The organism is Clostridium sp. DMHC 10 (assembly GCF_001270375.1).
Classification (GTDB): Bacteria; Bacillota; Clostridia; order Clostridiales; family Clostridiaceae; genus Clostridium_S; species Clostridium_S guangxiense.
This window is the reverse complement of record NZ_LGVB01000016.1, coordinates 87,573-107,220: the sequence shown is the minus strand read 5'-3', so window position 1 is coordinate 107,220 and position 19,648 is coordinate 87,573. Positions and strand designations below refer to the sequence as shown.

General features: G+C 30.8%; 18 protein-coding genes and 1 pseudogene. 5 read left to right on the top strand and 14 right to left on the bottom strand.

Features of this window, described 5'->3' with window-relative positions; genetic code table 11:
- Positions 1 to 7 precede the first annotated feature (7 nt).
- The 7 genes and pseudogenes from AGR56_RS17825 to AGR56_RS17795 form a co-directional block, all read right to left on the bottom strand.
- Positions 8 to 921: pseudogene (locus AGR56_RS17825) on the bottom strand (ABC transporter permease).
- A gap of 11 nt (positions 922 to 932) precedes the next feature.
- Entirely contained in the window at positions 933 to 1,853 is a 921-nt protein-coding gene (locus tag AGR56_RS17820) for an ABC transporter permease (RefSeq protein ID WP_053243441.1), read from the bottom strand.
- Positions 1,854 to 2,250: 397 nt separating this feature from the next.
- Entirely contained in the window at positions 2,251 to 3,042 is a 792-nt protein-coding gene (locus tag AGR56_RS17815; protein ID WP_053243440.1) for a DUF692 family multinuclear iron-containing protein, read from the bottom strand.
- A 159-nt stretch (positions 3,043 to 3,201) separates the two neighbouring features.
- Positions 3,202 to 3,672, bottom strand: a complete 471-nt coding sequence (locus AGR56_RS17810) for a hypothetical protein (RefSeq protein WP_053243439.1) — start codon at positions 3,670 to 3,672, stop codon at positions 3,202 to 3,204.
- A 113-nt stretch (positions 3,673 to 3,785) separates the two neighbouring features.
- The gene (locus AGR56_RS17805; protein WP_053243438.1) at positions 3,786 to 4,331 is read right to left on the bottom strand and encodes a GNAT family N-acetyltransferase; all 546 of its coding nucleotides are present in this window, start codon (positions 4,329 to 4,331) and stop codon (positions 3,786 to 3,788) included.
- 637 nt (positions 4,332 to 4,968) lie between these two features.
- Positions 4,969 to 5,160, bottom strand: coding sequence for a PspC domain-containing protein (locus tag AGR56_RS17800; RefSeq protein WP_053243437.1), 192 nt, complete (start codon positions 5,158 to 5,160; stop codon positions 4,969 to 4,971).
- 298 nt (positions 5,161 to 5,458) lie between these two features.
- Positions 5,459 to 5,656 carry a hypothetical protein gene (locus AGR56_RS17795; protein WP_053243436.1) on the bottom strand — a complete coding sequence of 66 codons (198 nt, stop codon included), beginning with the start codon at positions 5,654 to 5,656 and terminating at the stop codon, positions 5,459 to 5,461.
- Positions 5,657 to 5,715: 59 nt separating this feature from the next.
- On the opposite strand from AGR56_RS17795, the gene AGR56_RS20520 reads away from it, so the two are divergent.
- Entirely contained in the window at positions 5,716 to 6,003 is a 288-nt protein-coding gene (locus tag AGR56_RS20520) for a DUF4097 family beta strand repeat-containing protein (RefSeq protein ID WP_157055834.1), read from the top strand.
- Between the two features lie 198 nt (positions 6,004 to 6,201).
- On the opposite strand, the gene AGR56_RS17790 is transcribed toward AGR56_RS20520, so the two are convergent.
- From AGR56_RS17790 to asd, 3 genes are all read right to left on the bottom strand, one after another.
- Positions 6,202 to 6,396, bottom strand: a complete 195-nt coding sequence (locus AGR56_RS17790; protein ID WP_053243435.1) for a hypothetical protein — start codon at positions 6,394 to 6,396, stop codon at positions 6,202 to 6,204.
- Positions 6,386 to 7,057: a DNRLRE domain-containing protein gene (locus AGR56_RS17785; RefSeq protein ID WP_053243434.1), complete on the bottom strand. Its 672-nt coding sequence runs from the start codon at positions 7,055 to 7,057 to the stop codon at positions 6,386 to 6,388. Before AGR56_RS17785 ends, AGR56_RS17790 begins: the two co-directional genes overlap by 11 nt.
- Positions 7,058 to 7,275: 218 nt before the next feature.
- Complete coding sequence (gene asd / locus AGR56_RS17780; RefSeq protein ID WP_053243433.1) at positions 7,276 to 8,355, bottom strand: aspartate-semialdehyde dehydrogenase; 1,080 nt, start codon at positions 8,353 to 8,355, stop codon at positions 7,276 to 7,278.
- 219 nt (positions 8,356 to 8,574) lie between these two features.
- Here asd and AGR56_RS17775 point away from each other — a divergent pair, with 219 nt between their 5' ends.
- The 3 genes from AGR56_RS17775 to AGR56_RS17765 all read left to right on the top strand — a co-directional run bounded on the left by AGR56_RS17775 (position 8,575) and on the right by AGR56_RS17765 (position 12,515).
- Positions 8,575 to 9,378 carry an MBL fold metallo-hydrolase gene (locus tag AGR56_RS17775; RefSeq protein WP_053243432.1) on the top strand — a complete coding sequence of 268 codons (804 nt, stop codon included), beginning with the start codon at positions 8,575 to 8,577 and terminating at the stop codon, positions 9,376 to 9,378.
- 53 nt (positions 9,379 to 9,431) lie between these two features.
- A complete protein-coding gene (locus AGR56_RS17770; RefSeq protein ID WP_053243431.1) occupies positions 9,432 to 10,232 on the top strand; it encodes a PRD domain-containing protein in 801 nt (266 codons plus the stop codon).
- Between the two features lie 285 nt (positions 10,233 to 10,517).
- Complete coding sequence (locus tag AGR56_RS17765; protein ID WP_053243430.1) at positions 10,518 to 12,515, top strand: glucose PTS transporter subunit IIA; 1,998 nt, start codon at positions 10,518 to 10,520, stop codon at positions 12,513 to 12,515.
- Positions 12,516 to 13,413: 898 nt separating this feature from the next.
- Here the strand turns inward: AGR56_RS17765 and AGR56_RS17760 are convergent.
- The gene (locus tag AGR56_RS17760) at positions 13,414 to 15,171 is read right to left on the bottom strand and encodes a DEAD/DEAH box helicase (RefSeq protein ID WP_053243429.1); all 1,758 of its coding nucleotides are present in this window, start codon (positions 15,169 to 15,171) and stop codon (positions 13,414 to 13,416) included.
- A gap of 343 nt (positions 15,172 to 15,514) precedes the next feature.
- On the opposite strand from AGR56_RS17760, the gene AGR56_RS17755 reads away from it, so the two are divergent.
- Complete coding sequence (locus AGR56_RS17755) at positions 15,515 to 16,732, top strand: acetylornithine/succinylornithine family transaminase (RefSeq protein ID WP_053243428.1); 1,218 nt, start codon at positions 15,515 to 15,517, stop codon at positions 16,730 to 16,732.
- A gap of 62 nt (positions 16,733 to 16,794) precedes the next feature.
- On the opposite strand, the gene AGR56_RS17750 is transcribed toward AGR56_RS17755, so the two are convergent.
- The 3 genes from AGR56_RS17750 to AGR56_RS17740 all read right to left on the bottom strand — a co-directional run bounded on the left by AGR56_RS17750 (position 16,795) and on the right by AGR56_RS17740 (position 19,648).
- Positions 16,795 to 17,847 carry a permease gene (locus AGR56_RS17750; protein WP_053243427.1) on the bottom strand — a complete coding sequence of 351 codons (1,053 nt, stop codon included), beginning with the start codon at positions 17,845 to 17,847 and terminating at the stop codon, positions 16,795 to 16,797.
- Positions 17,848 to 17,979: 132 nt separating this feature from the next.
- Positions 17,980 to 18,453, bottom strand: a complete 474-nt coding sequence (locus AGR56_RS17745; protein ID WP_198150103.1) for a MarR family transcriptional regulator — start codon at positions 18,451 to 18,453, stop codon at positions 17,980 to 17,982.
- Between the two features lie 694 nt (positions 18,454 to 19,147).
- The gene (locus AGR56_RS17740; protein WP_053243426.1) at positions 19,148 to 19,648 is read right to left on the bottom strand and encodes a GNAT family N-acetyltransferase; all 501 of its coding nucleotides are present in this window, start codon (positions 19,646 to 19,648) and stop codon (positions 19,148 to 19,150) included.

Sequence of the window (19,648 nt, the reverse complement as noted above, 5' to 3'; positions counted from 1 at the left end):
CTTCCTCCTACTTTCTCATTTTTGGATCTAATGCATATGTTAGTCCATCCCCTAATAAGTTAAATGCAAGCATTGTTAGACAAATTGCTAAAGCTGGAAAGAATAATTGATATGGATACAATTGATATCCTCCCAAGCATCAGATGCCAAGCTTCCCCAGGATGCAAGTGGTGGTGCAATTCCAAGACCAATAAAACTTAAAAATGCCTCTTGAAATATTGCATCTGGTATTGAAAGTGTTAATGTAACAATTATTTGTCCTAAACAATTTGGTATAAGGTGTTTCAAAATTATTCTCATGTTAGAAGCTCCTATTGTCTTTGCTGCAAGAACAAATTCCTGCTGCCTTAAAGACATAATTTGTCCTCTAACTATCCTCGCCATAGTCACCCAAAAGGAAATTGTAAGTGCTATTATTATACTTTTTAAACCAGGCTTCAAAACAACCATTATAAGTATTACATATATAGTCATTGGTATAGCGTATATTGCCTCAACAATTCTCATCATGATATTGTCGACAATTCCACCAAAATATCCTGATATTCCACCATATATTACACCAATGAAAATGCTTAATATACTTGCAACAAGTCCTATAATAAGTGATACTCTAGCACCTTCTAGAACTCTTACAAATAAATCTCTTCCAAATTTATCTGTACCGAACCAGTGTGATAAACTTGGTCCCAGATCAGCCGAAGCCAAATCCTGAGATGTATAATTATATTTTGATAGCATCGGTCCAAATATTGCAGCTAATGTTATTAATATTATAAAACTCAAACCAAGCATTGCTAATTTATCTTTTCTAAGTCTTCTCACCACATCTTGCCAATAGCTCAAACTGGGTCTTTCAACTTTTTGAGAATTTTTCTCTTCCTTAGGTACAACTTCAAACATATCTTTAGAAAATTCCATGTATATTCCTCCTAATCATGTAGTTTAATTCTTGGATCAATAACAACGTATAATAAATCCACTATTAAATTTGCAACTATTAAAAATGCACAGAAAAATACAGTTACACCTAAGGTTGTTGTATAATCTCTATTAGATATACTTTGTACAAATTCTCTTCCAATTCCAGGAATTCCAAATACACTTTCAATTACGAAACTTCCAGTAAGTAAACCTGCTGTAATTGGTCCAAGGTATGTCACTAATGGAATTAATGAATTTCTAAGCACGTGTTTTAAAATTATTTTTCCCTTTGACAATCCCTTGGCCCTTGCAACTTTTACATAATCTGTTCTTATAACTTCAACTAAACTAGAACGTATTAATCTTGCAATAAACGCCATATAGTATAATCCAAGTGCTATTGCTGGCATTATATAATTTGAAGGTTTGTCCAATCCTACTGCTGGCAAAATGCCAAATTTTACGGCAAAAACATATATTAAAACAGGTGCTAATATCATACTTGGAACGGCAACCCCTACAGTAGATATCATCATGCATAAATTATCTAAAAATTTACCTTGTTTAAGTGCCGCAATTATTCCAAGAATTAGCCCGGCTGAAAGTGCAAATAAAATAGCACAAATTCCAACCTTTAGTGATGATGGAAATGAGTTTCCTATAACTTGATTAACTGTAAGTCCCTCCGTAGTCATAGATGGTCCTAAATCCCCATGCAACAAATCAGTTAAATATTTTTCATATTGAACTCCTAATGGTTTATTTAGTCCATATTTTATATTCAAATTCTGCTCTACAGCTGGTGGTAACTTTCTATCTCCAGTAAATGGACCTCCTGGAATAGCATGCATTAAAAAAAATGTTACTGTTATTACAAACCAAATTGTAATAATGCTTGAAACTAGTCTTTTTAAAATATATTTGAGCATTTTGTCCCTCCAAATATTTATTGTTTTGTATTATTTTGTAATTTAAAAGTTATATTGTACACACAGAATTTTATTTAAATTAAAAACTATTATCTGTGTTTTTTGTCTTTCAATTAATAATATTATTAATAAATTGTTATTAATTTGTTAATAATAATTCAAAACAAACAATCATTTATTAGTTACGTTTATATCCTACTATTATTTTATACTTTTCTCAATATGGTCTTATTTCCATCACATTAATGATTTTCAACAACTGGGTTTTTTTACAATTTTATATTTAAAAAATGTGGGTTTATTATCCATACATAATATAAACCCACATTTTTTTAAATATTTAGTTTTACTTATTTTTTAATAATACATTCTATTTATCATATTATACTTTTTAAACTTAATTTCTACATATTCTATTTATTTTGTTTAGTTGTTCTTCTAGGTTCTTTGTAATTAACTCTTCGTTCTCTCCACTTATTCCATTGTATTCTAATGTAACCACATCAGGTTTTGAATAATTAAGTACCCAATCTAATAATTTATAGTCTTCATCTTTCATAGCTTGATGAGTATCTATTGGAAAACCATCTTTATTATAACCTGATCCAGCTAGATGAATTTCTTTAATGCGATCAAGTGGAAGTTTTTTAATATAATCATAGACATCTAATCCATGATCTTTTGCCGTAATTTTTGCATGTGCTATATCAAGTAGAAAATAGACATCATTATTCACGCTAAGTTCTGAAATCCTCTGAGGCGTGAAATATGGATAGAAATCGTATTTCTTGCGCTCTATAGTGGTATCTGGAGAATTTTCTATAAGAAGTGGTACATTTAAATTATCTTTAAAAATTTTAATATTTTTAGATAAATGTTCATATATAGCTACATCGCTCATCCCCTTACCCATGTCTATATTTCTGATTGCAAGATGAACTCCATAATGAAATGAATTGCATTTTTCAATAAGGTTATTTGCACGGTTAAAATCTATAACTTCTATATTTTTCATTCCGGTATTTTCAAAGTAACCTAATCCATGCAGCAAAACTGGACGCATTGAGCGCATAGTTTCAAATTCTTTATCAAAGTTTCCAAATGCGCCTGATTTAACATAATCAACTTTAACAGCATTCTTTTCTAAAAGCATTCTTAACTCTTTTGACCAATTACATCCTATATACATAACTTAATTCACCTACCTTCTTAAAATATCTACGCTTCTATGCTATTAAATATTGAAAACACATTTTTCCTAATATTGTACAAGCATCAAAACATGTTATTATTATACTATTCCATATATAAAAAATACAAGGTATAAAACTTACCTTGTATTTAAACTCTAAATTAAATTACTTGCTAAAGCATCATTTGTAGTTTCATTTACATTACTACTATTGCTGGCTTGATTTTGACTTAAAAGTTGAAATATAGAATTCATCATTTCATTGCCGTAGTCACCACTATTGCCTACCCCTAAACTACTACTGCTATCGTCATCACTATCATCAATACTCCCTAAGCTATCAGCTGTATTATATGCACCTGACATGCTTTGCAAACTTTGCAATTGAAGTAATTTTTCTAATTCATCCAGCTTACTCGTTTGTGATGATGTATCAGCACTATCAACTTTTGTACTTCCATTCACTTTTGTTGCACTTGTAGAGTTCTCTTTAGCTGAAGTTTGCATAACATCCCCAAGCAATGTAGAAAAATCAATATCATTACCTGAATTACTACCGCTATTCGTACCATATAAATTTTGTAATGCATTTTGCTGCATAAGCTGAGCTACTGCATCTACTGACATGTTTATCCATTCCTCCTTCGTATTTTATTACTTTAATTGTACTCTTTCAATTTTCCAATTTGTACATTTTAATAGTTTTTTTATAAAAATTTTATTATTAGCTATAACAAACCTTATCTCATTACTTTGTATTCCATAAGCCAACAGTCCTTTAATTCCCCTTCATGTAATTCATGCTCTGGAAGTATTTTTACTTTTACAAATCCGCTTTTCTCATAACATTTAATGGCTCTCTCATTCCAGGCTTGAGGATCTAGCACTATTTTGCTCGCAGCTTTCTCTTTTATTAAAAAATTAATCATTGCCTTCATTAATTCTTTTCCCATGCCTTGTCCCCAACATCTAGTTTCTCCTATAAATTGATCTGTACCAAATATATCATCTTTAACCTCTTCATATCCATATTCCCTACGTTCATCTTCATCAATAATATAAAATTGTATGTATCCTATAGGAATATTAGAGAATTCAATTATACATCTTGTTACATCACTATCCTTAGCATAAAATTTATCTTCAACCATTTTCTCATCAAAGTGGTTATCTCTTCCCTCATAATACTTAAGAACCTTGTCATCAGATAGCCATTTAACTATGAGACTTTTATCTCGTTCTTCTAAACTTCGAATTATTAATCTTTCTGTTTTACAAAATATCATTATACCCCTCCAATGCATGGATAAATAAGCTGAAATATTTAAATTGCTAATATAAACTCATCCCGATAAACTGGAATTTGTCGAGCGCTATAGTGAAGGGTTTTAACTCACTTCGTTTGTTAAAAGACTAAGGTTTTCGCTATGCGAAAGGTGAAGGGTTTTACGGTGCTATGCACGTAAAAAGGTGAACTTTTTTATCTTCAATAAAAAGCTAAGGTTGATTTTCCTCCGTTTCCCTACGGAAAATCTTTAACGTATTTAAATTATTTATTTTTCGTAGAGAAACGGAGAAAAAATATTCCTTAACCTTTTGCCGTGGCAAAAAACCTTCACCTTTGACAAGCAAAGCTATGTCAAACCCTTCACTTTTCACATAAGTGAAAAAAGTTAGTTTTTTAATGAGCAGGGCGAATTAAAAACCCTTCACTCAGCTCGACAAATTCCAGTTTATCAGGATAAATTTGGAGATTGCAATTTTAAAGTTTCAAGTTGTCTATCTATACATCACCATTAAATCTTGTATAATATATAGTGAAACTTAAATCTATTTTCACTATATATTTAATTATTATGTATAAAAAAGAACTAAAAATAATGTAGCTTTTTAGTTCTGAAAACTCACTTTTACAATTTACTGCTAATAATACCTGTTTTTCGGAATAACTAAGGCACAGATAATGTATCCTATTATTCCACTGCCTCCAGCCATAATAAAAAGTATCCATAATACTCTCACAATAGTAGAATCTACATCAAAGTACTCTGCAATTCCACCACACACACCGCAAATTTTCTTATCATCATTAGATAAATACAGCTTCTTAGTCATAAAACCACCACCAATATATTTATATTATTCAGTTCCGACGTATATGTAACTGCTTCTCAATACATAAATATTGCGAAGTAACAGCATCTTGGAATATTAAATAAAATTAATAAATCTAAGTGGTTATTTAAAAAAAGTGGTTGCTTTGAGTTCTAGAAGGATAATTGGCAGAGCCCAAACCCCGGGTATGTTTACTCACTAATCGTTCAAACAAATCGAAATCTCTAAAGCTTTTAACAATTTGCCACTAAGATTTATAAAATTTTATTTAAACTATTCCTTCAATACTGTTACTTCGCTAAACCGGAAATGCAAGGTAAATTTTTCTCCGATCATATATATTTGATAATTCGTTTGTTGTTAAGCCTTGATATCTATTTATGACTACTGAAAGCATTGTGTAAGAGTATACATCTTTATATTTGTTTTTTAATTCAATTAATTCATCCATTGTATACCCATGTAAATTTTCTACTGAAACCATTTTCCTACTCATAAAGTTATCTTCTCCTTAGTTTTTTATTAACTATAGTTTAAGTAGAAAATACTAGAAAAATTCATCTTTTTAATTTTAATATTTCAGCTTGTTTATCTATAATAAATATAAAACTCAATTCTCAAAATGTAAACTTTCATTTGTTTAACTTTAAGTTCAATGAAAAAGTATATGTGTATATTCCTAGGGATTACGACAAAGATTTAAATGTGGAGCAGTCCTCTGGAAATACTAGATTTTTATCTGATATAAAATTAAATAAATTAAAATATAATATAGGTTCTAGTTCGGGAAATGTAAAGTTAAGTGTACCAAGTTATTTGAATTTTGAGTTTAATGGAAGCTGATTATCTGGGAATATAAAATCTAATTTTGACATGAATAAGAATGAAGGTGGAAAGAGAGCGTGGGCGAAAGTTGGAGATAAACCTTATAAGAAGATAAATACAAAAGTAAGTTCTGGCAATATAGATATTATGAAATAAGTTCATTTTAAAAGGTGCATGTAAAAAAGTTTGTTTTTTACATACACCCATAGTTTTATATTAGATACTCCAAATGTTAGGCGTAATAGTAATTTCGGCTGATTGACCAGCAGTTACAGATTGAACTGCTGCACGTACATAAGCCATATGACCTCTAGTGTTTAGGATAATGCTTTGACCCGGTTCAAGAGAAGGGAGAGTCATAACAGGTGACAAATCATCTATCCAAATTGTATTATCTGCACTAAGCTGCAAAGTAACATAACCGTTGTTTGAGGTTCCAGTATTTTGCATAGCAAAACGTTCCGAAATTAGTTCCAAGAGGAATAGAGGTTGAACCTGTTAGAGTGTTCGTTGTGTTAATTGTCTCTGAAGGATATTGAGTTATAGTGCCTTTACTTGTGTTTATAGTGAGAACAGGAGCAAAAGTGTTAATTGGGTAGTTTGCACTTGTAAAACCAACTAAGGAAGTTTGGGTTTCATCACCTTTTAACAGAAATCCATAATTCTTAGAGATACCGTTATACCAATTTTTTACGGATGTTGTAACATTGATGGAGATCACAGTGCCGATTTCATTTGTTATTGTGGTTGAAGCTTCAGCAATGGGGTAGATTTGAGGTTGATTATTCCAGTTTACAGTATTAATATCATAGTTTTCTAAAATTCTGTAAACATTTATTTGCTTTGATAATGCAGGAACATCATTTCTTGCTATATAAAGTGATAAATTTGCAGAATTTATAGAATAACCAAATGGAATGTTGCTAATATTAAATTGGATTATACTTCTATAATTATCTGTATCTCCTGAAAATTGACCTACATATATCAAAGGACTTGTACTATGATTTACTGCTGGATTGCTTTGAGAAAGAAAAGTAGTACCAGTCGACTGAAATGTCAATATTGGCATAATTAAAACACTTCCCAATTACAAAATAAAAGTAAATTTTGTTGCTCAATATATTATATGCCATTAATTGCAGAAAGTTAAAATAAGGGTTGCCACACTAAATATAAAAAATTCCGAACTAATTAAAGTGAAAGGTTTTAACTTCTCTTTGCTCATTAAAACCCTTCACTATTATGATCGCAATTTTTTTAGTGCGACACCACCATATGAAATATTAGCTATTTTAAATATCCTTCTTTATATAAAAGTTCGGCAGTAAGAAGTGCACCACCAGCAGCACCACGAAGTGCATTGTGTGAAAGACCTACAAATTTATAGTCAAATAGAGAATCTTCTCTGAGTCGCCCTATACTAATTCCCATGCCTTTTTCCAAATCTCTATCTAGTTTTGGCTGTGGTCTAAAATCATCTTCAAAATAAGTTAAGAAATGTTCTGGAGCTGTTGGAAGATTTAAAAGTTGAGGTTTACCCTTAAAGTTTTTGAAACGCTCAATTATTTCTTCTTTTGAAGGCTTGTTTTCAAAGGAAACAAATACAGCAGCAAGATGACCGTCTGATACAGCGACTCTTATACACTGAGAAGTTATAGTTGGATTTGACACAGAAACAATTTTATTTCCTTCTATATGGCCCCAAACTTTAAGTGGTTCATCTTCGCTTTTTTGCTCTTCTCCAGGTATATAAGGAATTGTATTATCAACTATGTCTGGAAATTCTTTAAATGTTTTTCCACTGCCGGATATTGCTTGATAAGTGCAAACAAGTATTTTAGTTGGCTTAAAATCAAGAAGTGCGCTTATAGCAGGTACATAACTTTGGATTGAGCAATTTGGCTTTGCAACTATAAAGCCTTTTTTAGTTCCTAATCTCTCTTTTTGTTTTTCAATTATTTGAAAGTGATCAGAATTTACTTCTGGTATAATAACAGGTACATCAGGAGTAAAGCGATGTGCTGAGTTGTTTGATACAACAGGCACTTCATGCTTAGCATATTCTTCTTCTATTTTTTTAATTTCATCTTTTGGCATATTTACTGCGCAAAATACGAAATCAACTTGACTGCAAATTTCATCTATTTCATAAATGTCTTTTACGACTAAATTCTTAATGTATTCAGGAACTGGTTTGCTTAACTTCCATCTATCCTTTACATTTTCATAGTAAGTTTTTCCAGCGGAACGTTTGCTTGCAGCAATACATTTAACTTCAAAATATGGGTGATTTTCAAGGAGAGTTACAAATCTTTGACCAACAAGACCAGTAGCCCCAAGTATACCCACTCTTAGTTTTGTACTCATTTATGAATCCCTCCACGTTTATTTATTTGACTTTGTCTTAAGTAAGTGCTATTCTTTACACTTATTTAAAACACAGCTTTATATTTACACATCTTTTTATATTATAATAGATAATTGTAAACTTGTATATGAAATAAAGATACATTTAGGCTTTCATTTATCAAAAAAATTGTATTATGTCTTTAATTTTGCTATTGTATATACAAGGGGTGAATAATAATGGAAAAGATAATTATGCTTGGAAATGGATGTGCAATGGTAACAAAGTGCTATAATACTTGTTTTGCAATATTAGATTCTGATGAATATTTTTTAGTTGATACGGGTGGTGGAAATACTATACTTTCTAACCTTGAAAAAAAGAATATTGAAATAAGTAAAATTCATAATGTGTTTATTTCCCATGCACATAATGATCATATTATGGGAATTGTATGGATTATAAGAGCTGTTTGTCAAAAAATTATAGACGGAAAATATGAGGATAATTTATACATATATAGTCATAATAAAAATATAGAAATAATAAAAACTATAAGTAATTTGCTTTTGCAAAATAAATTCACAAAATACATAGGAGATAGAGTTAAATTTGTTCCTATAGAGGATGAAAGTTATATGGAAGTACTTAATTGGAAGGTAGAATTTTTTGATATAAAAAGCACTAAGCTTCTTCAATTTGGTTTTAAAATTAACTTTAATAGTGGAAAAAATCTTGTTTTTCTTGGAGATGAACCACTTAACGAAGATTTGACTAATTATGCTTATAAATGTGATTATTTGATGCATGAAGCATTTTGTCTGTATTCTCAAAGAGAAAAATTTAAACCATATGAAAAGCATCACTCGACGGTTAAAGATGCATGTACTAATGCATCAAAATTAGAAGTTAAAAATGTCGTCTTAATTCACACTGAAGATGAAAACTTAGATAATAGAAAAGTTTTGTATTCAGAAGAAGGAAAAAATTATTTTAATGGAAATATTATAGTGCCTGATGATCTTGAAGAAATATATCTTTAAGTTGTTAAGTGTTTCAGGGAGAAAAAATATGAAAGAATATATAATAAAAAAAAGTGTTAAATAACAATGTTGTTATAGCTACAAGCAAGAATAGTGATTTTGTACTTGTTGGAAAAGCAATAGGTTTTAATGCCAAAAAGGGTAGTAAAATTTCAAACGACAGAATTGAAAGCATGTTTATTAAACAGTCCTTAAAGAAAACAAATTTTGATGAAGTTATTGAAAATATAGATGGTAAAGTTATAGGAATTTGTGAGGAAATAATTTCAATGTGCGAAAAAGAGTTTAATGTAAAGTTTAGTGAGGCTATACATGTATCTCTTCCTGACCATATAAATTTTGCATTTCATAGAATTGAGAAGGGGATTAAAATTGAAAATCCGTTTCTTTATGAAATTTCAGCCTTATATCCTAAGGAATATAGGCTGGCTAAAAAAGCGCTAGATATGATAAATAGTAGATTTGAGGTAAATCTTCCAGAGGATGAAATAGGTTTTATATGCATGCATATAAATGCAGCAATAAAGCAAAGGGGAGTAAGTGATACACTTGCATACACGAAAAAGATAGGAAACATAATGGAACTTATATTAAAACTTTTAAAAAAGAAACTAGATAAAGATTCACTAGCTTATGTAAGAACTGTTACCCATATAAGTTTTGTTTTAGATAGGGTAATTAATAAAAAAACTATTAGAAATGATTTGCTTGACAATATAAAAGAAGAATTATATAATGAGTACGATTTAGCAATTAAGGTTGCTATGAAAATTGAAGATTTGTTTTCTATAAAAGTACCAGAAGATGAAATAGGCTATTTGGCTTTACATCTTAAAAGATTAGAAGATTTATAAAGTAGTGTTACTATTAAATTAGGCACGAGCTTTGTTCATAATGTAAGATTATATTATGACTATGCTCGTGCTTTATTTTTTTGGACTTTATAGATATGCAAGTCTCAGGAGTGTATAGTTTAAATACTAAAAACTAACACTATTATTAAAAATATATAATACATTAAAGTTCTTAGATTATTTTTTTTTTTAAATATACGTATGTTAAATTTAAAAAACAAAATATAGTAGAATTTGTGTCTTATATGTGTAATTAATATTTATTAAAAAATAGGAGGAGAACATATGAAAGGAAAGACTTTTGCAGTACTTCAGAGAATAGGTAAGTCACTTATGCTTCCAGTATCTGTTTTACCAGCAGCAGGAATACTTCTTAGAATTGGTCAGCCAGACCTTCTTAATATTCCGTATATTGCAGAAGCAGGTAATGCTATTTTTAGTAATCTTCCAATGATTTTTGCAGTTGGAGTTGCTATAGGATTTTCAGGAGGAGAAGCTGTCGCAGCACTTGCAGCGGTAGTAGGACAATTAATTTTACAGGCAATTGAAACCTTAGCGAGTACAACTGCAGCAGCGAGTCAAGCTCAGGCTGCTGCAGCGGCTAAACATATGACACTTGCTGCATTTAAGGCTACTCAAGAATATAGTAACATAGTTACGAGAACTTCAGTAAACATGAGCGTATTTGGTGGAATAATAATAGGTTTAGTAGCTGCACTTTTATATAATAAATTTCATGATATCAAAGTTCCACAGGTGCTCGGTTTCTTTGGAGGAAAGAGATTTGTTCCAATAATTACATCCGTAGCAGCAGTTATCATTGCTATAATTGGAGTTAATATATGGCTTCCAGTTCAAGGTTGGATAAATGATTTTGCAAGTTTTGCAAGTAGCTCACCTGTTGGACCAGGAATGTATGCAGCTGGAAAAAGACTTTTAATACCACTTGGACTTCATCATATTTATTATCCAGTATTCTTATATCAATTTGGGCATTTTGTTTCTAATGGTGTAACTTATATTGGAGATACAGCAAGATATTTCCATGGGGACCCTAACGCGGGACACTTTATGGCTTCTGAATATCCAATTTTGATGTTTGGTCTTCCTGGCGCAGCATTAGCAATGATTGCAACAGCTAAAAAAGAAAAAAGAAAGCAAATAGCGGGTATGATGATTTCAGCGGCATTTGTAGCTTTCGTAACAGGTATAACAGAACCGATTGAATTCTCATTCATATTTGTTGCACCTATTTTGTTTGTATTCCATGTGCTTGCAGCTTTTGCAGCAGGTGTTATTACAAGTTTACTTAATATAAGACTTGGGTATACATTTTCAGCATCCTTTATTGATTATGTATTGGGCTTTAAATATGCTGGTCACCCATGGCTTATATGGCCAGTTGGAATTGCCTTCTTTGCGCTGTACTTTGTGGTATTCTACTTCACAATAAGAGCAATGAATATAAAAACTCCAGGAAGAGAAGATGACGATGCAGAGGGGATAAAACCTATAAATGTTAAAGGAAATGCAAAAGCAGCTAAAGTCCTTGAAGCTATAGGTGGAAAAGATAACATAAAGGTTTTAGATGCATGTATTACTAGACTTAGACTTAACTTAAATGACCCATCAGCAGTAGATGAAAAAACATTAAGAGCACTTGGAGCAGCAGGAATTATGAAATCAGGTGATAGTGTTCAGGTTGTTTTTGGAACTCAGGCAGAAAGTATTAAGGATAGTATAAAAGCAATAATTGAAAATGGTGGAATTGTAGAAGATTCTTCAGAGAATGAAGCAGCAATAGAAGAAGATAAAAAAGTATCAAGTGGAGTTCATGAACTTGTAAGTCCTGCAGATGGAGAAATTGTTCCTCTTGAAAAAGTTCCTGATGCAGTTTTTGCTGAAAAAACTTTAGGAGATGGATTTGCAGTAGAACTTTCTGGTAATGAAATACACTCACCGGCAGATGGAGAAATTACTGTATTGTTCCCAACAAAACATGCTTTTGCAGTTACAACAACTAGTGGACTTGAACTTTTAGTTCACATAGGAATAGATACTGTTGAACTTAATGGTGAGGGATTTATAGCACATGTAAAGCAAGGTGACAAAGTTAAAAAAGGTGATAAAGTTATTACTATAGACAAAGCAGCAATAGAGGCAAAAGGTAAAAATACTATTACACCTGTTATTGTTACTAACATGAATATTGTTGAAGGCATTAAAATAAAAGAAGGAAAGACATCACAAGGAAACACAGCAGCAGAAGTTACAATTAAGTAGAAAGAATGCGAATTAACAATGCTTCGTCGCATACACATACATGGAGTTTGGGCGTAAGCCTATTATCCTTCTAGAACAATATAAAAGCACTTTTAATAAAAAAGTTCTATAAATCTAAGATAAAAAATCCTAAAATCCTAAGATGTTTCAATAACTTGCTTTTGGCTCAAACAGATTGAAATATCTAAGGGTTTTAGGATTTTTTTATCAAGATTTATTAGAGCTTTTTTAAACTGTTCCTTCAGCATTGTTAATTCGCTCCCACGGTAGTACAAGGAAAAAATTCCTCCGTACCTACGGAATTTTGGCGTGAATCTTTGTATAGATAAACAAGTTGAAAGATTGAAACGACTAATACTAAATTTATTCTGCTAAACTGGAAGTTGTGAAGTAATAATGCTTCGTCGCGTTAAAAAAACCCTATAAATCTAAGGCTTAAAAATTGTAAAATACTAAGAAATTTCAATAACTCGCATACGCTCAAACAGATTGAAATATCTAAGCATTTTACAATTTTTAAACCAAGATTTATTAGAATTTTTTTAAACCGTTCCTTCAGCATTGTTACTTCACCCCCACGGTAGTGCAAGGAAAAAATTCCTCCGTACCTACGGAATTTTGACGTGAATCTTTATAATCCTTTATTTAAACAATTTAGCATTTATTTTATTGTAAAATCTCGTTAACAGTGCATTTTTCGTAGAGAAACAAAGCGCTTAAAATATAGTGCTCAGCGTAGCTGACACTATTAAGTTCTAAGATTTACCTGAGAGAAACGAAAGGTAAATCCACCTTCACTGTACTCTGTACTTTGTACTCTGTGCTCTGAATCAACTTCCAGTTTATCAGGATAAATTTGGAGATTGCAATTTTAAAGTTTCAAGTTGTCTATCTATAGCTACATTCTAACTAATATCTCATTTATGGCTTCGCTTACCTCTTTTCTTTTGTTATAAACCCATTCTACATCAAATTCTAAATTAAATATTTTAGAGAATGAATAATACATATTTATTTTTTGATAATATATTTCCAAATCACTCAAATTGCCTTCGAAGCACTGAGGTTTAAATAAGCTATCATGCTTGCTTATAAATAATTCATCTACATATCCTAAAAATGTGTTCATTAATTCTTCTCTAGATACATCAAAGGGGACCTTTAGTAAATTCCACTGTATTTCTTCTCTTAACTTATATTTCTTTATTCTATCTAAAATTATTATATATTCGCTGATATCCATTTTAGTATAATAATTCAGCTTTTCTTCCCTAGTACTCCATAAAGCTAATTTTTCACTTAAGGGCAATCCTTTAATCTTAAGTATTGCATCTGATGGTCCAATAACTGCTCTTTCTATATTTTTATCTGCAGTCTCAAGCCTCTCTCTTATAAAATCTTGAGTATCTCCCAAGCTAGCTACATATCCCACATCATATATACCAATTCGTCCTGCACGGCCAGCTATCTGCTTCACTTCTTGTGAAGTTAATTCTCGTATTTCTTCACCATCGAACTTTCTTATATTTACAAAAATAATTCTTCTAATAGGAAGATTAACTCCCATTCCAATTGCGTCCGTAGTTACTAAAACTTTTGTTTTTTTATTTACAAACTCTTCATACTGCATTTTTCTAACTTCTGGAGGCAAATCTCCATATATCACACTGACTTTTATACCTTTGCTAGAATAATTTTGTGCTATCTCCAGCACTCTCTTTTTAGAAAACACTACAACAGCATCGCCCGCTTTAACATCTTTATAATTAAAGCTTTTATTTTCAACCTCCAGCGGAATTGCTCTTGTATATTCCTTTATTTCATACTCATCCCTACAGTCATTTATAATTGTTTCTAATATGTTCCTTGCATTAGCTGCTCCACATATATGAATTTCATCACACTTTAAGCCAAGAAGTGCCCTACTCCATGCCATTCCCCTGCGCTCATCGCTAATCATTTGAATTTCATCAATAACAGCAATATCATAATGTTCCATTAAGTTAAGCTTTTCTATTGTGCAGGAAACATGAGTTGAACCTGGTCTTAATACTTCTTCTTCACCAGTTAACAAATCACAAACTACTCCTTCGTTATTTAACTTCTCAAAATTCTCTAAAGCTAAGATTCTAAGAGGAGATAAGTATATTCCCTTTTTTGCTGTTTTAAGGCGTTCTACAGCATTGTAAGTTTTGCCTGTATTTGTCTCACCTAAATGAATATAAATTTTTCTTTTCATGTGTCTAGTCTCAATATATTCGTCTTTAGGATTATCTGGGAACCTTTCTTCAAACTCTTTAGCAATTAACTTTGGTATATGATGCTTAGTAAGTACTGTCATAAATCCTGAGTTTAAAAAAGCATTATAATTTCCTCTTAACACGTCATAAAAATCAAAATCCGTACCATTTTTCTTATTATAATACTCCAGCATTCTTTTTGATGTTTCCTCTAAAAGCTCTTCATACCTATCATATACATCCCTAAAATCCCTAAAGCCTTCCCTTTCCATTTCCTTTAGCTTTCTTAACTTTTTTCTTATGGAAACTTCTTGTTCTATAAGCGCTCCTGGTTTCGAGTGATATACAATCTCTTCAATTTGATTAATTTGACTCTTTAACTTTTTAAATTCCCTTTGTGCCCCATTCTTTTTCATTTATCTTCCTCCATGTAAAACATTTAATATATCAATATTATGTTCTCCTATTCTATGATATTTATAATTATACATTTTATTCTCTTTCTATAATTTAATCTCATTATTTTCAATTGTGTTGTGATTCATTTTATAGCAAATTCATTACTTTCATCTATCATATAAGTATATTGAATTATAATCATATGACGCTTAAGTAAAATTTGCAACCCTTTTTTGGTTATTTATTAGTTATATTTAGTTTACGTGTTGAATATTAATTTAATGTATTGTATAATTATGCATTATAATAACTTTGCCATTGTTTATCATTTAATATAATTTTTTAAAGGTGTTGTTGTTCATGTCCTTATCTAAAGAAATAAATTCTGTACCCAAGCTTCTAACTGAAGCAAAGGATTCAATATTATTTACAACAAATCGTCCTAATGTAATAATGGAACACGGTAAAGGTATGTATTTATGGGATACATCTAATAAATGCTATCTTGATTTTATGGGTGGATGGGCTGTAACTTCCCTTGGTCATTGTCCAGATGTAATAAAAACCGCCCTCACTAATCAATCTAATACACTTATCAATGCTAGTCCCGCATATTACAATAAGCCAATGCTTGAGTTTGCAAAACTACTTACAAATATTTCTTGCTTTGATAGAGTGTTTTTTATTAATAGTGGTTCTGAAGCAAACGAAGGAGCAATCAAACTTGCTAGAAAATACGGTGAAAAGTATTTAAATGGAGCATATGAAATAATTACTACCATAAATAGTTTTCATGGAAGAACTCTTGCCACAATGTCTGCCACTGGTAAAAAGATATGGGATAAATTATATGAACCAAAAGTTCCTGGTTTTAAACATGTTCCTTTAAATGATATAGACGCATTAAAACAAGCCATAACTCCAAAAACATGCGCAATAATGCTAGAACCTATTCAAGGAGAAGGCGGTGTAAATGAAGCAAGCACTGATTATTTTAAAGCTATAAAGCATTTATGTGATGAAAACAACCTTCTACTAATTGTTGATGAAGTACAAACTGGGCTTGGAAGAACAGGAAAGATGTTTGCGTATGAATACTATGGTATTGAACCAGATATTATGACACTAGCAAAGGGCATAGGTGGTGGATATCCTCTATCTGCATTATTGGCCAAGGAAAAACTAAATATATTTGAAGCAGGTGATCAAGGTGGAACTTACTCAGCTCAACCACTTGGAATGGCTGTTGGATCAGCCGTCGTAAAAGAAATCATAAGCAAAAACTTATCAAAAAATGCTAAGCTTCAAGGTGAATATTTAACTTCTAAACTAGAAGAAATAAGCTCTAAATACAAACTTAAAAATATTAGAGGTAAAGGTCTTCTTATAGCCTTTGACTTACCAACTGAAAATGGAAGTGAAATTGTAAGTGAATGCTTAAAGGAAGGTTTGTTAATAAATTCTCCAAGACCATCAATAATTAGATTAATGCCACCTTTAATAGTAACTGAAAAAGATACTGATAATATGATATCAATTCTTTGCAAAGTTTTAGATGAAAAACTTAATATCAATTAATTCTATATTATAAATACAAAATTAAAGGAAGACTTATTATAGTCTTCCTTTTTCCATTTTAATTACAAACCTATAAATATTAAAAAATTATATAAATATCCAAGTAATATGGCACTAATGAGTAAAATACTTACATAAAAGAATACAGCTTTCTTTTTCATTATAGTTAAACTTCCAGTTATTGCTCCAATGCTTGTTCCTGGTCCTGTAATCATAAATGCAAGAACTGCTCCACCACCGCCACCAGCATTCATCAATGTTTTTATTAATGGAATAGCACTAGCATCACTTACATACAAAGGAACGCCTATTAATGCAGCTAGTGGAACAGAAAATATATTTTTTGCTCCAAATAATGACACGATTATTGAAGTAGGTACAAATTTATTGATCAAATATCCAATTGCAGCAAAAACAGAAAAGTATACTAAAATTTTTTTAACTCCCAAATTAAAAAATACACTTAATAACTTATCTAATTTGTATTTTTTAATAAATTTGCTTGAATTTTTATTATCACTTTTTGAGCAGCATGTCTCATTCAAATATTCTTTAGTTGCATTTTTGGAGCAGCATGAACTCTTTAGGTTAACTGGTTTTAAAATTTTAGTTCTAGTAATCTTTTTAGTTTGCTTTGAACAAGAACAGATTGCAGCTTCATTATTAGAGAACCTCACTTGATCATCAAAGAAGCTTGTATTCTTTTCTAAATAATAACTAATATTACCTGCAGCTATTCCAATAATTATGGATGAAGCAGTTAAAGCTACAGCGAATTTTACACTTATTATTCCTGATAACATTACAAATAAATCTGGACTCATAAGTGGTGATGAAGTAATAAAGGCCATTATCGGTCCCCAAGGAAGTATAGTGGTAAGCATTGAAACAATAACAGCCATGGTACCACAGGAACATAACGGTGTAAATGCTCCAAAAGCTACACTTCCCAGAATAGATGCCTTTTTACGTTTCATGAGTAATGCCTTAAATTTTTCAGGATCAACATATACATTGAGAACACATGCAACTATTATTCCAAAAGCTAATGGGACAGAATCATGTAAAAGAGTATGCAGTACATAAAAAGCAGTATCTTTAATTAAATTAAACATTTTTTTATTCCTCCTCAAACAAAATGTTTGTATTATACAAGTATTTTGTAATATTAATTCTTATAATTTATATTTATTGGAAATATATTATTTGTATCATACAAATAATATATTGTAAAATCCAGCTAAATCCTAGCAGCAATTAGGATTAGCTTTCTCAAATGCTTTTTGAAGTATATTAACTGACTTTAATATTTCCTCAACTTGGCCTTCAGGTATATTTTCAATTATTTTTTTATAATATGCCTTAACTGAATCACTTAATTTAGAAGCTGCCTCAATACCTTTTTCCCTAAGACTTACAATAACGATCCTTTTATCATTATCATCCTTGGATCTTGAAATATACTCATCTCTCACAAGCTTATCTAAAATTCTAGTCATTGTACTTGAATTTAAGTTCATCTTTTCACTTATTTCATTCATAGAAAGACTTCCAAATTTACTTATCTCCAATAATGTATAACATTGAGTAGTTGTAAAGCCATGTATTTTTATTTGATCTCTTTCAAACAGTTGAAACACCCTTACAAGCTTTTGTATCATTTCTCCAACTTCATCAATGCAGCAGTTATTGCTGACCTCATTACACTTTGTACATTTCATATTTTTCACTTCCAATATTCATATCGATTTAATTACTTTAAAATAACTATACCACATTTATTTGTATGATACAAGTATTTTGTAGATAGGCAACTTGGAGCCTTAAAATTACAAAATCCTAGTTTATCTAAGATTTATAAAGCTTTATTTAAACCATTCCGAATCAATATTACTTCACTATGCCCGAAAAGCAAGGAGTATTTTTCTCCGTTTCTCTACGAAAAATACACTGTTAACAAGATTTAACAATGAAAATGATTATAAATTGCTTAAATAATGTATACAAAGATTTATGCTAAAATTCAGTAGGTACGGAGGAATTTTTTCCTTGCACTACTGTGGGAATGAAGTAACAATGCTGAAGGAACGGTTTAAAAAAATTCTAATAAATCTTGATTCAAAAATTGTAAAATACTTAGATTTTTCAATCTGTTTGAGCGATAGCGAGTATAAACATACGCGTGGTTTGGGCTAATATATATGCGTAATACAAGTTAAAGAAGGATAATGGGATTACATCCCAAACCCCGTATATGATCGTTATCCTTCTAGAACCCAAAGCAACTACTTTTTTTAAATAACCACTTAGATTTATAGGGCTTTTTTAACGCGACGAAGCATTGTTACTTCACAACTTCCAGTTTGTAGTGATAAACTTGATATAATCAATTTCAACCTTCCATGTTGCTTATCTTTATTCAATCCCTACTACCTTACTTCTATGTTCCATTAAAACTGTGTCATGCCATATACCATTCGACATTTTTGCAACTTTCTCTCTTATTCCTATCTCCCTAAAACCACAGCTTTTATGCAGCGCTATGCTTGAACTATTTTCTCTTATAATTGCGGAGTATAAAGACCAAATTCCATTTTTCTCTGATAACTTTATTAAATTGCTTAATATGCTTTTTCCTACCCCTTTACCCCTATAAGCTCCTCCTATATATATGCTAACTTCTGCAACACCTTTATAAACGCATCTACTTGAAGTAGGACTTAGTGCTGCCCAGCCAAGTACATTTTTACCATCATAAGCAACTAATCTACACACCTTCATATGTCCTTTGTCCCAATCTTCAAAACTTGGAAGCTCTGACTGAAAAGTAGCTTTCCCTGTATTAATTCCTTCCATGTATATTTTAGCTACAGCTTCCCAATTTTCAGATTTCATTTCTTGAATACTATAATCCAT